At 63.0% G+C, this 14,443-nt stretch carries 12 protein-coding genes; 10 read left to right on the top strand and 2 right to left on the bottom strand.

Annotated features, from left to right (window positions below; genetic code table 11):
* The first annotated feature begins 7 nt into the window (after positions 1-7).
* The 10 genes from V5B44_RS09055 (at position 8) to V5B44_RS09010 (ending at position 12,363) form a co-directional block, all read left to right on the top strand.
* Positions 8-1,777 carry a DUF3459 domain-containing protein gene (locus V5B44_RS09055; protein WP_332359099.1) on the top strand — a complete coding sequence of 590 codons (1,770 nt, stop codon included), beginning with the start codon at positions 8-10 and terminating at the stop codon, positions 1,775-1,777.
* Positions 1,778-1,856: 79 nt separating this feature from the next.
* Positions 1,857-4,028 carry a 1,4-alpha-glucan branching protein GlgB gene (gene glgB / locus V5B44_RS09050; protein WP_332358740.1) on the top strand — a complete coding sequence of 724 codons (2,172 nt, stop codon included), beginning with the start codon at positions 1,857-1,859 and terminating at the stop codon, positions 4,026-4,028.
* Positions 4,029-4,423: 395 nt separating this feature from the next.
* Positions 4,424-4,747: a helix-turn-helix domain-containing protein gene (locus V5B44_RS09045; RefSeq protein WP_332344460.1), complete on the top strand. Its 324-nt coding sequence runs from the start codon at positions 4,424-4,426 to the stop codon at positions 4,745-4,747.
* Positions 4,747-6,036, top strand: a complete 1,290-nt coding sequence (locus V5B44_RS09040; protein ID WP_332358739.1) for a type II toxin-antitoxin system HipA family toxin — start codon at positions 4,747-4,749, stop codon at positions 6,034-6,036. Before V5B44_RS09045 ends, V5B44_RS09040 begins: the two co-directional genes overlap by 1 nt.
* Positions 6,037-6,346: 310 nt before the next feature.
* Positions 6,347-6,937, top strand: a complete 591-nt coding sequence (locus V5B44_RS09035; protein ID WP_332358738.1) for a YiiX/YebB-like N1pC/P60 family cysteine hydrolase — start codon at positions 6,347-6,349, stop codon at positions 6,935-6,937.
* A gap of 198 nt (positions 6,938-7,135) precedes the next feature.
* Positions 7,136-8,404, top strand: coding sequence for a homoserine dehydrogenase (locus tag V5B44_RS09030; RefSeq protein WP_332358737.1), 1,269 nt, complete (start codon positions 7,136-7,138; stop codon positions 8,402-8,404).
* Between the two features lie 129 nt (positions 8,405-8,533).
* Positions 8,534-9,550: a ribonuclease Z gene (locus V5B44_RS09025; RefSeq protein WP_332358736.1), complete on the top strand. Its 1,017-nt coding sequence runs from the start codon at positions 8,534-8,536 to the stop codon at positions 9,548-9,550.
* 205 nt (positions 9,551-9,755) lie between these two features.
* Complete coding sequence (locus tag V5B44_RS09020; RefSeq protein WP_332358735.1) at positions 9,756-10,244, top strand: DUF1499 domain-containing protein; 489 nt, start codon at positions 9,756-9,758, stop codon at positions 10,242-10,244.
* Between the two features lie 112 nt (positions 10,245-10,356).
* Positions 10,357-11,211: an archaetidylserine decarboxylase gene (gene asd, locus V5B44_RS09015; RefSeq protein ID WP_332358734.1), complete on the top strand. Its 855-nt coding sequence runs from the start codon at positions 10,357-10,359 to the stop codon at positions 11,209-11,211.
* 156 nt (positions 11,212-11,367) lie between these two features.
* Complete coding sequence (locus V5B44_RS09010; protein WP_332358733.1) at positions 11,368-12,363, top strand: hypothetical protein; 996 nt, start codon at positions 11,368-11,370, stop codon at positions 12,361-12,363.
* Positions 12,364-12,673: 310 nt separating this feature from the next.
* Here V5B44_RS09010 and V5B44_RS09005 read toward each other — a convergent pair whose 3' ends face one another.
* The gene (locus tag V5B44_RS09005; RefSeq protein ID WP_332358732.1) at positions 12,674-13,699 is read right to left on the bottom strand and encodes a toll/interleukin-1 receptor domain-containing protein; all 1,026 of its coding nucleotides are present in this window, start codon (positions 13,697-13,699) and stop codon (positions 12,674-12,676) included.
* Between the two features lie 274 nt (positions 13,700-13,973).
* Positions 13,974-14,261: a putative quinol monooxygenase gene (locus V5B44_RS09000; protein ID WP_332358731.1), complete on the bottom strand. Its 288-nt coding sequence runs from the start codon at positions 14,259-14,261 to the stop codon at positions 13,974-13,976.
* Positions 14,262-14,443: the final 182 nt, after the last annotated feature.

Raw genomic sequence — 14,443 nt, 5'->3', positions numbered from 1 at the left:
CTATTTCATGCCCTTCGGTGCGCAAGTGCTGGAAGGTGGACGGGTCCGCTTTCGCCTGTGGGCGCCAGCGGCCGAACGGGTAGACGTGTCGCTGCAAAAAGCGGGGGGTCACACCATCCTCCTGCCGATGGAATCCAGGGAAGCGGGCTGGTACGAATTGACCAGCGACCAGGCGACGGTGAACGATCTCTATCGCTATCGGATCGATGGCTTTGGCGAAGTTCCCGATCCAGCCTCCCGTTACAATCCCCAGGGCGTGCATGGCCCCAGTCAGGTCATCGAGCCGGGTCAGTTCGCCTGGAACGATCGCAGTTGGCGTGGCCGGCCCTGGGAGGAAGCGATCATCTATCAGTTGCATGTCGGCGCTTTTACTCCGCAGGGTAGCTTCGCGGCGGTCAGGGAACGACTGGATTACCTGGTGGAACTCGGCGTCACCGCGATTCAACTGCTACCGGTCGGTGCCTTTGCCGGGGCGCATAACTGGGGTTACGACGGCGTGCTGCCATTTGCCCCCGCCGCCAGCTATGGCCATCCGGACGAACTGAAGGATCTGGTCCAGACCGCCCACCACAAGGGACTGATGGTCCTGCTTGATGTCGCCTGTCACTACTTCGGGCCCGAGGGCAATTACCTTTCGGGTTACGCGCCGACGTTCTTCGCCTGTCGCGCGACCGATCTCGCCGGCAGGAGCATCGACCTCACGTTGGCAGTCGCAAGCGAGTTCTTCATCCACAATGCGCTGTACTGGTTGGAGGAGTTTCATCTCGATGGCCTGCGCCTGAATGCGGCACTGCTGCAGGAACATGCGGGTGAGCTCGATCTGCTGGAGGCGCTCGCCGACGCTGTCCGTGAAGGGCCGGGCAAACACCGCCATTGCCACTTGCTGTTGGGTCATGATCAGCGGGCTGCCCGCTATCTCCACTGGCATGATCACAGTGCTCCGCGCCGCTATGAAGCCGTCTGGAATGACGGCGCCCAGCAGGCCATGCAGGAATTGTTGACCGCCGCACCGGCCGGCGCGGTCGATACCGCCCGGCCGCTCGACCAACTCGGCGCCTGCCTGAGCAGGGGGTTTGCCGGCGGCGGGTCAGATCGCCTGCTGCCCACCGCTTACGTGACCTTCCTGCAGGACTATGCGCGTATCGGCGACCGCGCACGCGGCGAACGCCTCCACCAGTTGACTTCACCACGGCCACTTGGTGCCACGGTCGCGACCTCACTGTTGGCGCCCATGCCGCCGGCGCTGTTCATGGGTGAAGAGTTCGCCGCCGCCCAGCCGTTCCTGTATTTCTGCGACTTCAACCCGGAGCTGGTCAAGAACATTGCGATCAACCGGCGCAAGTCCTTTGCCCATCTCCCGGGGTTTCGCACGACCAGGACTCGGGCGCGCATTCCAGACCCCACGGAACCGGCCACTTTTCAGCGCTGCAAACTGGACTGGAACAGCGTCAGCCAGTCACCGCATGCTGACTGGCTGGATTTCCATCGCCGCCTGCTGGCCGTTCGCCGCCGGGAAATCTGTCCGCGGTTGACTGGCATGCATGAAGAAGCCGTTGGCTATGCCTTGATCGACGGGCGAGGCTTGTCGATCCGGTGGACGCTGGGCGACGACTCAGTACTGACCCTGTTGGCAAACTACAGCGGGGTTCCGCTGGCGGGACTGCAACGGCCGGCCGGTGCAGTCCTCTGGGCGGAGCCAGGCGAAGCCGACCACGCCCTGACGCAAGGGCGGCTGCTGCCATGGTCGGTCGTGTGGTTGCTGCGGGTTGATGTTTGATGCCAGTTACGATAGTCAAAACCGGTGACGTCTTACGCACGTCACACCCGATTGACCCTGACCAAGGGAAGGAAGAATCATGATACAAGCCAAGCTGAATGACGAAATGATCCGGATCGCCGAGGCTCGCCACCACGATCCGTTTTCGGTGCTGGGAAGGCATCCTTGCGCTGAAGGCGTTGTGGTCCGGGCCTACATCCCGCATGCAACGGAAGTTTCCATCGTCGAAGGAAATTTGCCGCTCGAACGTGTTCCGGGTTCCGACTTTTTCGAGTGGCAGGGTTCCGGCAAGAACCTTCCGGAACACTATCGCCTGATCTGGCGTGATACCTGGCATCACGACCATATTGCCCACGATCCTTATAGCTATCTGCCGCAGATACCGGACTTCGACCTGCACCTTTTTGGCGAAGGCAGGCACAGCCACGCCTATAAGTTCCTGGGGGCAAACGAACATGAGATTGCCGGCGTCGCTGGCATCCTGTTCGCCGTCTGGGCACCCAATGCCGAGCGTGTGAGCGTCCTGGGTGACTTCAATCACTGGGACGGTCGTCGCCACCCAATGCGCGTGCGTCCGGGGAGCGGCGTATGGGAGCTGTTCATTCCGGACATCGCCCCCGGCATCTTCTATCGCTTCGAGATCAGGAACCGGAACAGCGGCGAGGTGCTCACCAAATCCGACCCCTACGGTCGACGCTTCGAGATGCGGCCGGGCAATGCATCGATTGTCGCTCCGCGCTCAACTTACGTCTGGCAGGACACCGCCTGGATCGAGCGGCGCGCCGCGGCCGACTGGCAGCATGCGCCGATGTCCACCTATGAGGTCCATCTCGGTTCCTGGCAGCGTGGCTACGAAGGGGAATTCCTCAACTACCGCGAGTTGGCGCGACAACTGGTCGAATATGTAACGCGGATGGGCTTCACCCATATTGAACTCCTGCCGGTCACCGAGCATCCGTTCGATCAGTCGTGGGGCTACCAGGTCACCGGCTATTTCGCGCCGACCAGCCGTTTCGGCACACCGGACGACTTTCGCTACTTCGTCGATCTCTGCCACCAGAACGATATTGGCGTGATTCTCGACTGGGTTCCCGCGCATTTCCCCAAGGATGCCCATGCGCTGGCGCGGTTCGACGGCACGGCGCTCTACGAGCACGAGGATCCACGCAAGGGCGAACACCTGGACTGGTCGACGCTGATCTTCAATTTCGGCCGCAACGAGGTGAAGAACTTCCTGATTTCCAGCGCCGTTTATTGGCTTGACGAGTTCCATATCGACGGTTTGCGCGTCGATGCCGTCGCGTCAATGCTCTACCTCGATTATTCGCGCACCGAATGGGTGCCCAATGAATACGGCGGCCGGGAGAACATCGAAGCGATCGAGTTCCTGCGCCAACTCAACGCCACAACCCACACGGAATCTCCCGGCACGCTGGTCATCGCCGAGGAATCGACATCCTGGCCGCAGGTAACGCGCCCGACCTACATTGGCGGGCTGGGTTTCGACATCAAGTGGAATATGGGCTGGATGAACGATACCCTGCGCTACATGGGACAGGAACCGATCTATCGCCAGTACCATCACGACCTGCTCACCTTCAGCATGCTCTATTCGTTCTCAGAGAACTTCATGCTGCCTTTCTCGCATGACGAAGTGGTGCATGGCAAGGGCTCGATGATCAACCGCATGCCTGGCGACGAATGGCAGCGTTTCGCCAATCTCAGACTGCTCTACACCTACATGTTCACTCATCCGGGCAAGAAGCTCCTGTTCATGGGCACCGAGTTCGGTCAAGGTCTCGAGTGGAACAGCGCGGGGGTCCTCGATTGGTATGTCCTTGACTTCCCGTTGCATGCCGGTATGCAGACCCTGGTGAAGGATCTCAATCACCTGTATCGCCGCTCGTCGGCCCTGCATGGCAACGAGTTCGAGTGGCAGGGATTCGAGTGGATCGATTGCCACGATTCCCAACAGTCGATCCTGAGCTTTGTCCGCAAGACCGACGATGAATTCGTTGTGGTGATCGTCAACTTCACCCCGGTCCCGCGTATGGATTACCGCATTGGCGTGCCGCAACCGGGCAGCTATCGAGAGGTCCTCAACTCGGATTCGCATTTCTACGGTGGTAGCGATTTGGGCAATGGCGATGGGCCGCTTGTCGCCGAGGAAGTGCCATGGATGAACCGCCCGTATTCATTGTCCGTCACGGTGCCGCCGCTTGCCGGCATTGTCCTGGCACTGAGGGGCTGACAGCGCGGAGGGGCTGTCGCAAACGCGCTCGCGGACTGGCAGCCTGTCGGACCTGGCGTCGGGAAAGCCGCCAGATTTCACAATGCGGAGTGAGCGGGCCGGATTTCGTCGACTTCCCGACCTTTTCGACGGCTTTCCGGTCGTTTTTCCCTACGCGGGCGCAATTTGGCCATCCGCTCCAAGGACGCTGGAGAAGCATGGACATGTGCCCACGATCGAAGACATCCTGGCGCAACAGCGTCAGCATGGGAGTTCCGAATAACACTCCGACAGGAGTCGTAATGCGATATAAATGCTCTGTTTGGAAGTGTTATTTGCAACCTCCCCTTGGTTGTATAGAATCGATCCCATAGAGACTTTTACGCATCATGATCGCTCTCATGGGAATACTTGACATGGACTCCCCCATCCCGCTGCCAGTCCAACGGGCCATCCAGAAATTTGGCGCCGATATCTCCCTGGCACGCCGACGGCGACATATCTCCCAGGCCTCGCTGGCCGAGCGCATGGGCGCGTCCCTCTCGACGGTGAGGCGCATGGAGAAAGGCGACCTGCGGGTGCCCATCCACTTCTTTGCACGCGCGCTGCACGTCTTCGGCGAAATCCAGGCGCTGCAAAACCTCCTGGATACTGCCAAGGACGACATCGGCCTGACCCTGATGGACGAGCGCCTGCCCAAGCGTGTGCGCAGCAAGCCTGGTACCTCGGGAGCGCTGTGATGGCCATCGTCTCGATCCGTCGGCAGGTTCAGCTTTGCATCGGCAAGGCAGGCTTGCCGGTGGGTTCGCTCGTGTATGTCCGCCAGGGGCGGCGCGAGAACAGCGCCTTCGCCTATGACGAGAAGTGGTTGGCCAGTCCGGCGCGTTTCAACGTGTCGGCCGACCTGCAACTGATGGCGGGACACCAGTCGCACAAGGCAGCTTCGCCGCACGACTCGGTATTCCCCGGCGCCATCGCCGACACTGCGCCCGACGCCTGGGGCCGGCGCGTCATCGCCCGCGACCACGCCAAGCGCCGCAAGGATGATCCGAGGCTGCCGGCCCTCACGGAACTGGACTATCTGCTCGCGGTGGATGATTTCAGCCGCGTCGGCGCGTTGCGCCTGCGCGACCCGGATGGCACCTGGCACCGGCCGACGGTGGCCGGGCGGCGCAGCACCCCGCCCCTGGTCGAGTTGGAGCGTGTCTTTCAGGCCAGCCGGGCGGTCGAGCGCGGCGATGAGACAGCCGAGGATTTGCGCTACCTGCAGGGCAAGGGCACGTCGCTGGGTGGCATGCAGCCCAAGTGCACGCTGCTGGATGAGGACGGCCGACTCGCCATCGGCAAGTTTCCAAGCCTGAGCGACGAGCGCAGCGTCACTCGTGGCGAGGTACTGGCCTTGAAGCTGGCAGCGCAGGCGGGCATCGATGCAGCGCCGGCCCGGGTCGTTTTGCTGGGCGATAGCCCGGTAGCCGTCATCCGCCGCTTCGATCGCAACGAAGCAGACGGCCGCATCCCGTACCAGTCCGCTGCGTCGTTGCTGCAGGCCTCGCGCGAGGAAGACCGCAGCTACACCGAGATCGTCGACGCCATCCGGACCCACGGCCACGCCCCAGCGCAGGACGTGCAGCAGCTCTGGCGCCGGCTGGTGTTCAACCTGCTGATCACCAACGTGGACGATCACCTGCAGAACCACGGCTTCCTGCACGTGGCACACGGCCAGTGGCGCCTGGCGCCGGCCTTCGACATCAATCCGTTCCCGGACAAGGACCGTGAGTCCAGGACCTGGCTGTCCGAGCAAGATGGGCCGATCACCGATGTGCAGATGCTGCTGGCTCGTGCCTCGTACTTCGGGCTGGACGAAGCACAGGCCTTGGCTGTGCTGGCCGAAGTGCATGTTGCGGTGGCGAACTGGCGGCAGGTCGCACGCAGCCCGGAAGTGGGGTTGCGGCAGGCAGATCTGGATGACTTCGCGCCGGCCTTCGAGCATGAGCAGATGGGTGCCGCCGCAGGGCGGCTCGGGCCGTAACGCAAACGAGGAACACCCATGGAGTGCTTCCACATCGACGAAAGCGACTGTACGGGGTTTGATCTACTCAACCCGAAACAGCGTTTCCAAGGCGCTACCGCAGTGGCTATCAAGGATAGAAAATCCAAGCGCACCATGGTGATTATATGGGTGCCCAACAAGCAGCGTCGAGCGCAATACCGCAGCAGCCGTGCAAGGCCCGGGCAACTTCAAACACCCCTTTCGTGACGAGAGCGCCATGGCCGAAGCCAGACACTGCCGGTACCGGATGATCGTCGCTGTGACCCTGATACAGTAAGCGGAGACACGCATGGCCGATCCCCTTGGCGTCAAAGCTGTCGCCAAACTCCCCGTCCTCGACTACGATGAGGTCCGGAATGAACTCCGCACCGGCGACATCGTCTTCTGCTCGGGCACGTACTTTTTCTCGAAGACCATTCAGTGGTTTACGAAGTCCGTCTGGAGCCATGTTGGCATCATCTATCGTGACGACCATCTGCAGCGAATCTTCGTTCTTGAGAGCGAAACCGCAATCGGGGTTCGCCTCGTTCCCTTGTCCAAATACCTGCGTGACTACCACGGCAGGAACAAGCCCTACAAGGGACGCATCCTGATCGGCCGGATCACCCCGGAGCCGGACAACGAGAAGGTCAAGAAGGCCATCAGCTTCGGCATGGATGAACTCACCAGACCCTACGACAACTGGGAGATCTGTCGCATCGCCATGCGCATCCTGTTCAGGCGCGGCCGCAAGATCCGGGACCGCAAGTACATCTGCTCGGAACTTGTCTATGAGGCATTTCGCAAGGCGGAGATCGCCTTCAAGTTCAACCGCAGTTCGATCAGCCCGGACGACATCTGGAACGATGGCCGCGTCGTGATGAAGTTCCGCATCATGTGACGGCGATGGCGTTCGCTGTGGACGGGCCACCACAGCGATGCTGCCCCCCTGCTGCAAGTCAGGTGGTCCGGTTTGGCAGGAGTCACTTTTCAAGCTGGCACACATCGCCGCTGGACTCGCTATCATCCTGCTGGCAGTTCTGCCGATCGTGGGCTGGCCAGGAACCCATGAGCGCACAACCCTGAAGAAAGGAACCCCATGACCACCATTGGCCTGGCCGGGGCGGGAACCATCGGTTCCGGCCTGATCGGCCTACTGAACACCTCTCCGGCCGCCCGGAACCTGCGGCTCAAGGCCGTGCTGGTCCGCGACCTTGCCAGGCCCAGACCCGGAATCCCCGCCGGAACCCCGCTGACCACATGCTGCGGCGAGCTGACCGACGATCCCGAGATCGATATCGTGGTTGAACTGCTGGGCGGCGTCGACGAGGTCTTTGGGGTCGTCAGCCGGGCGCTTTCTCGGGGCAAGGCAGTGGTTACGGCCAACAAGAATCTGCTGGCCGAAAGGGGCCCAGAGCTCTTTGCCCTGGCGGCGAAGTACAAGGCGCCAGTGGGGTTCGAAGCCAGCGTCTGCGCCGGCATCCCCATCATCCGGACCCTTCAGGAAGCCCTCCGCGCCGACCGGATCACCTCCCTGGAAGGAATCGTCAACGGGACGACCAACTACCTGCTCACCCGCATGAGCGAGGAGCGTGCTTCCTACCAGGACTGTTTGGCCGACGCCCAGCGGCTGGGACTTGCCGAACCCGACCCCGACTACGATGTTTCGGGGAAGGATGCGGTCTGCAAGGCCGGCATTCTGGCCACCCTTGCCTTCGGGGCCTACGTCGACTTCCGGCGGATCCCCGCTTCGGGCATCGACACCCTGGAGCTGGAGGACGTCCGCCAGGCCGAGGCCATGGGTTACCGGATCAAGCTGGTCGCCGCGGCGCGGCGGTCTGCCGATGACCGACTCGACGCCGAGGTGGCCGCGGTTCTCCTGCCACTGGGCCACCCCCTGGCCTCGATCCGTATGGAGTACAACGCCGTACTCATCGAGGGCGAAGGCCTGGGAAAGGTCCTTCTTTCAGGGAAGGGAGCCGGACCTGCGCCGACGGCAATGAGCCTGCTGGCCGATCTGCTCGACATCGCCGAGGGCCGGGGCCGGATTCCCGGGGTTGACCACCCGTTCATCGCCGGCGTGTCTGCCCTCGGCAACCGTCAAGCGGCACTGGCCCGTTACTATCTGCGGCTGTCGGTTCCCGACCGGCCAGGCACCCTCGCCCACGTCGCCGGGCTTTTCGCTCAGCACGACATCAGTATCGCCTCGGTCGTCCAGCCCGAGGTACCCGACACCGCCGGCAGCGCTCTTGTGCCCCTCATCCTGACCACGCACAGCACGACCCGCGGGCGCCTCGACCTGGTCCTGGCCGCTCTGGCCACCGCAGGCTGGAGGCGGAGTGTCGTGCTGCGTATCCAGGAAGACTGACATGGCAAAAATGATCACCACCTCTGGCAGCATCGAAGCGCCCGCGCGGACCCGCGCAAGATCGCTGACGGCATCGGCGTGCAAGTTCGCCAGGCGGCGATACTGCGTGTAAGCGACGTTCCCACCCGCATGCGCCCGACTTTCTCCCTTCAGCTGGTCAACCCGCCGTTTGGCGACCCCGGGCTCCTGGTCGATTTCCTCTTCGAAAAGCGCGCGCTGCTCTTCGATCTCGGCGACATCCGTGCGCTGCCGCCACGCAAGCTGCTGCGCCTCAGCCATGTGTTCGTCTCGCACACCCACATGGACCACTTCATGGGTTTCGACTGGCTGCTGCGCGTCTCGCTCGGCCGGCCGAACGCGATCCAGCTCTTCGGGCCGCCGGGCATCCTTGCCCAGGTGGAGGCCAAGCTCGCCGCCTATACCTGGAACCTGGTGCACAACTACGAAGGTAACTTCACCCTGCTGGTCGGCGAACTGCATCCCGACGGCCATCTCGAACGGGCTCGCTTCGCCTGCCGCGAGCGTTTCCAGCGCCAGCCGCTGCCACCGGTCCAGTGCGACGACGGCCTGCTGGTCAGCGAGCCAGGCTTCCGGGTCCGCGCCACCTTCCTTGATCACGAGGTGCCGGTACTTGGCTTTGCTCTGGAGGAACCCCGGCACGTCAATCTCTGGAAAAATCGGCTCGGCGAAATGGGGTTGCCGGTAGGTCCATGGCTGCAGGGGCTCAAGCAGGCCGTGCTGGCCGGCGCCAGTGACGAGACACTGATCTGTGCCCGCTGGCAGAGCGAGGGCCGCAGCGTCGAGCGGACGCTGACCCTCGCCGAACTCAGACCGGCGATCAGGATCGTTCCGGGCAGCCGCATCGCGTACGTGACCGACGTCGTCCATCACGCGGAGAACCTCCGGCGCATCGTGGAACTCGCCCGCGGGGCCGATGTGCTGTTGATCGAATCGGTCTTCCTCGACGAGGACGCCGCGCATGCGGCACGGAAGTTCCATCTGACCGCCAGGCAGGCGGGAGACATCGCCCGCGCGGCGGCGGCGGGCCAGGTGATTCCGTTTCATTTCTCGCCGCGCTACGCCGGGCGGGAAGCCGAGTTACGGTGGGAACTGGACCAGGCCTTTCGCGGCGGTCAGTCGGGCTGACACCGGTTCCAACAAAAATCAATCCCTTGATCGAGATCGCGCGCCAGGGTTCACGACTGCACGCCACGGCGAGTTCCAGGCTGCGGCGCCGGACAGGCGATGGCTGGACAGAAGACGCCTATACTATCCGCGCAGCGAGCACGACAGCGTGGCGACGATCACGCCATTCCCGGCCTCGCTGCTCGGTCGATCAGGAGGCGTAGTCATGAGGATCTGCAAGTGGCTTGGCGCGGGCGTCACTGCATTCGCCGCACTGGCCCTGTTCGCAGCCCAGCTCGGCCTCTTCCAGGGGGCGCCGCCGAGCGACCTGGGGGTGCGTGACGGCAGGCTCAAGCCACCATCGACAACAGCCAACAGCGTCAGCAGCCAGGCGCTGCTTTGGCCCGACCACCCACAGCGCGAAAACGCCTGGATTGCGCCGCTGGCGCTGCGCGGCGACGGGCCCGCGACCATGACCAGGCTGAAGGCGCTGCTGCAAGCCCAGCCAGGTGTCAGCATCGTCGAGAGTCGGGCTGACTACCTTTACGTCCAATACACGACACGACTCATGAAGTTCGTCGATGACGCGGAGTTCTGGTTCGACCCCGCGCGCGGCGTGATCGAGGTGCGCTCATCGTCGCGCGTCGGGCGGGACGATTTCGGGGTCAATCGCCAGCGTATCGAAGCCTTGCGAGCACGCCTCGCCGCCTCCTGATCCCGACGTCGAAGGGAGGCGAAGCCTGTGCGCTGTCTACGAAAAGGAGGCAACTTCGGCTCAGGACCGGCCGAACCCGTATAATTGCGCTTCCACTCTCGCAGGCTCAATCGTGTCTGACCGTCTCGCTGTACTGTTCCAGTACCTGCTGCCCAAACAAGCACTTACGGCAATCGCCGGCAGACTCGCCGAAAGCGAGGTCGGCAGCCTCACCACCCGCGTCATCCGCTGGTTCGTCAAGCGCTACGGCGTTGACCTGAGCGAAGCGGTCGATACCGATCCGGTCAGCTACCGCAGCTTCAATGAATTCTTCACCCGCCCGCTGCGCCCTGGCGCGCGACCGCTGGCCGACGCCGACTTCGTCTGTCCGGTGGACGGCGCCATCAGCCAGTTCGGCGCCATCGAGCACGACCAAGTCTTCCAGGCCAAGGGCCATCACTACTCGACCGCGGCGCTGGTCGGTGGCGACAGCCAGCTCGCCAGCCACTTCGACAACGGCGCCTTTGCCACGCTCTATCTCAGCCCGCGCGACTACCACCGCATCCACATGCCGGTCGACGGCCGCCTGACGCGCATGATCCACGTTCCGGGCGCGCTGTTCTCGGTCAATCCGGCGACCGCCCGCGGCGTACCCGGCCTCTTCGCGCGCAACGAGCGCGTCGTCTGCGTCTTCGAGACCGACTTCGGCCCCTTCGTCCTGGTGCTGGTCGGCGCCACCATAGTCGGCAGCATGGCCACCGTCTGGCACGGCACGGTCAACCCGCCGCGCAGCGCTGCCCTGCGCGAGTGGTCCTACAACGATCAGCAGATCGTCCTGAAAAAGGGCGAGGAAATGGGCCGCTTCCAGCTCGGATCAACGGTGGTCATGCTCTTCCCGCAGGACACCCTGCGCTTCAACCCCGCCTGGGCACCCGCGCGGCCGATCCGCATGGGCGAAATGATGGGCAGCAAGGGCGACGGTGGCTAACCCTGGCCCTCGGCAGCACGCAAGGTGTCATCCCTCGCCCGGATCCGCTCGGCTGTCGATCCGCGCCGACCGTGAAAGCTACTGAACAGCCGGCTTCCACCCGCTCTTCCTTGTTGCTGTTCCCCCCAATCAGCATCCCGCTCCTGATCGTCAGCCATGGCCCTAATTCGCTGCAACAAATGCGCGCATCTGCAAGAACAACCCGATGAGCAGATTGGCGCGACCGTCGCCTGTCCCAGATGCGTCAACCCGACGCAGGTTTACCCGACCCTTTTTTTCGTTGGCCGGCTACTCGAGAAATACTTCGACGCCCAGCGCGAGATCATTCGCCTCAAGACAACGCCGGCTGAAAACCCGACTCAGACGTCAGGCGGGGCGCTTTCCCCCGCATCACCCCCAGCCGTCGATCTGTCGAATACCACCCACCTGGTCAGCGCACAACAGCACGAACCCATTGCTGAGTGGTTCAGGCGCAAGCAGATCACGATCCAGATCGAGAACCAGGCGGTCGACACAACGGGCTTTTTCGACGAGGTGGCAATGAGCATCGGCGGCAACCTGCCGGTGTTGAAGGATGTGTTGAATCGTATCCGCGGCGCCCAGCAGAGGGGATATTCGAGCACGGTCATCGGATTCGACGGAAAGTCCCCCGAGGACGTACGAGCCATCACTTCGTTCTGCCAGCAACTCTACGATTTTTCCTTTGTCGCCAAGTCGATCCCCAATCGACAGAAAAACAATCTCCTGTTGGCGCTGCAGCCGGCGGCGGCGATCCGGCATTTTTTCAACGGTGAGTGGCTGGAATGGTTCGCGCTGATGACCTGTCTGGAATACAGCCAGGAGCGCAAGAAGCGTTGCTCCTGCGCCCGCAAGCTCGGCCTGACGCTTAGCAACGAGGATCGGCACGAGCTCGACGTATTCATGCTGATCGACGGTCAGTTACCGATCGTCATTGAATGCAAGAGTGGCGAGTTCCGCCAGGACATCGACAAGTACCTCACCGTGCGCAAGCGTCTTGGTCTCAACGGCAAGAACATCGTGCTGTGCATCGCCGGCCTCGCCGACGAACACGCCAAGGGACTGACCGCCATGTACGATCTTACCTTCGTCAGTGAGCGCGGCCTCTTGCCTCATTTGAGCAGTCTGTTCTGACCAGGTCAACCCGCTCGACAAAAGGCCCAATCACCGTCGACCATTGCAGTGGCAAATACCGCATCCGGAATCCTCTAGATAAGGCATCGGCGGCGCCGTGCAGCCCTGCTCAAAATCATCCACCCGGGCCGTTCCTGTCCCTGGTGCCAACTCCGGTGTCAACCAAGCCACTCAGACGCTGGTGTCGGCGCAGACCATCAGAAACGATCGGCGTGCCGCATCGCCTCGACAACGGGTCGACCCATGTTGAACCTCCTGCAAACAGGATAAATATTCCGCTGCACTGCTGTCGCAAAGCGGTAGGCCGAGCCTACTGCTTCGCTTCGGACTGCGTGGCCTCGCCGGTCCGGCGCAGCACCCAGTTCATCGGTGTATCGTCGATCTGAGTGCTTTTGAGTAGCCCCGACAGCATGTTGCCGTCGACCGATATTTCCAGATTTGCCACCGCTTGTTGAGTTCCTGACGGCAAGACGCCGATAGCGATTTCGACGCTACGGTTATTGATCTGGACGACTCGATACACCGGGTTGGTCTCTGGTGGCTCGATGCGGCCCATGTCGAAACCGCCGCCTTCCCGTGTGACGATCTTGTAGAGCTTGCCATCGTCGTCGCGCCAGTAGCCGCGCAAGTCCTGGGCGTCGACTTTTGTCGGCGACGCCTTGACAACCAGCGGCACGGGACTCTGCGCCGGCGGCTCGACCTGGGCCGCGGGCGCGCTCACCGGCGGTGGCGCCACGTCTGCGGGTACCTTCATCCGGGTGAACAGCGCATAGCCGATTGCCAGAACGGCAAGCACCGTCAGCACATAGGCGATGCCCTGCGGAAAGCGCCGCGGGGCGCCGGTGACTGGCTCCGGCACGTGCCGCCGGGCATCGACTTGCGGCTTCGATGGTCCGCCTGCCGCTGCCTGCGCCGCCTCTTCCGCGCTCGCCGGCGGCCGCGGCGCCGACAGCGCGTCCAGCGCCACGGCCAGTTGCCGGTAGGCGTCGTCGTAGTCGCCGGTAAAGTCGATGTACTGCAGGCGCTTCAGGCGAAACGGGATGCTGCCCGATTGCAGAAGTATCGGCAGCACCACTTTCTTTTCGTCGAGCGCAAAAGACACCTCGTCGAGCACGTTTTGTGATTGCGTGGACGCCGGAGAAAGTACGACCAGCAGGCAACTGCTGGCTTTCAGTGCCTTTTCCACCTCGTCGTCCCAGCGCCCGCCTTTCGGAATGTCGAGCTGGTCGACCCAGATCCGCCGTCCCTCGTTGCGCAGCGCCTTCGCCACTTTGAGTACCAACTCCGAATCGCTGCGCGCGTAACTGACAAAGATTCCATGCGTTGCGTCTGCCATTTCACCCCTCCCGTTTCCATCCGTGCGCGCCGGCTTTCTGCCGCACCGTGCGGCAATAGGTCAGTTGCGCAACAGAATACGCGGAAACGCCTTGATCCGCGCCGGCAAATGGGCGCCACCACGCCTGCCTGATCTCCGCCGGGGACGCGCCAGCGGCCTCGCCTGGCGATTGAGCCTCTTGCAAAACTCGTCCTGCAGGGCCGATTTTTCGCGGCTGGAGGCAAAGCCAGCAATCACGCATTGCCCGTTGCCCTTTGCCAGTCACCGCCGAGCTTCAGGCAAGCTGCCTGAAGCGATGGATCAACGGCGTCTGCGCTAGCAAACCACTCGCCCGCGCGATCACCAACGCCACATGCGCGCTGTTCAGGTGGGCGTCAGCCGCCGCCTGGTCGCGCCACTGCTCGACGGTGACAAACTCGCGCGGATCGTCTTCGTTGAGGAACAGTTCGTAGCCCAGGCAGCCCTCTTCCCGGCGACTCGGGCCCGGCAGTTCCTGCAGCACCTGCCGCAGCTCCCCCTCACTACCTGCCCGGGCAGTAATCCGGGCCATGATCCTGATCATCGCTTCCTCCTCTCCAGTTGATAAACAACGCCGCTGATCGGGCGCTTACTCCGCGCTCCGTCGGCGATTCCGGATGCGGCGGCCAACCGGTTGCCACCGTCGAATGCCCGCCGGGACGCCAAGCAGCTGCCGCCTGCAGGCGGCCCGGAATGGCGTGTACCCGCCGCCAGGCGCTGGCCTCG

Source organism: Candidatus Accumulibacter necessarius, from assembly GCF_036625085.1.
This window is presented reverse-complemented; position numbering and strand designations above follow the sequence as displayed.

Coding starts and splice junctions, on each gene's coding strand:
- V5B44_RS09055 (WP_332359099.1), top strand. CDS start 8: ATGCCCTTCGGTGCGCAAGTGCTGGAAGGTGGACGGGTCCGCTTTCGC.
- glgB (WP_332358740.1), top strand. CDS start 1,857: ATGATACAAGCCAAGCTGAATGACGAAATGATCCGGATCGCCGAGGCT.
- V5B44_RS09045 (WP_332344460.1), top strand. CDS start 4,424: ATGGACTCCCCCATCCCGCTGCCAGTCCAACGGGCCATCCAGAAATTT.
- V5B44_RS09040 (WP_332358739.1), top strand. CDS start 4,747: ATGGCCATCGTCTCGATCCGTCGGCAGGTTCAGCTTTGCATCGGCAAG.
- V5B44_RS09035 (WP_332358738.1), top strand. CDS start 6,347: ATGGCCGATCCCCTTGGCGTCAAAGCTGTCGCCAAACTCCCCGTCCTC.
- V5B44_RS09030 (WP_332358737.1), top strand. CDS start 7,136: ATGACCACCATTGGCCTGGCCGGGGCGGGAACCATCGGTTCCGGCCTG.
- V5B44_RS09025 (WP_332358736.1), top strand. CDS start 8,534: ATGCGCCCGACTTTCTCCCTTCAGCTGGTCAACCCGCCGTTTGGCGAC.
- V5B44_RS09020 (WP_332358735.1), top strand. CDS start 9,756: ATGAGGATCTGCAAGTGGCTTGGCGCGGGCGTCACTGCATTCGCCGCA.
- V5B44_RS09010 (WP_332358733.1), top strand. CDS start 11,368: ATGGCCCTAATTCGCTGCAACAAATGCGCGCATCTGCAAGAACAACCC.
- V5B44_RS09005 (WP_332358732.1), bottom strand. CDS start 13,699: ATGGCAGACGCAACGCATGGAATCTTTGTCAGTTACGCGCGCAGCGAT.
- V5B44_RS09000 (WP_332358731.1), bottom strand. CDS start 14,261: ATGATCAGGATCATGGCCCGGATTACTGCCCGGGCAGGTAGTGAGGGG.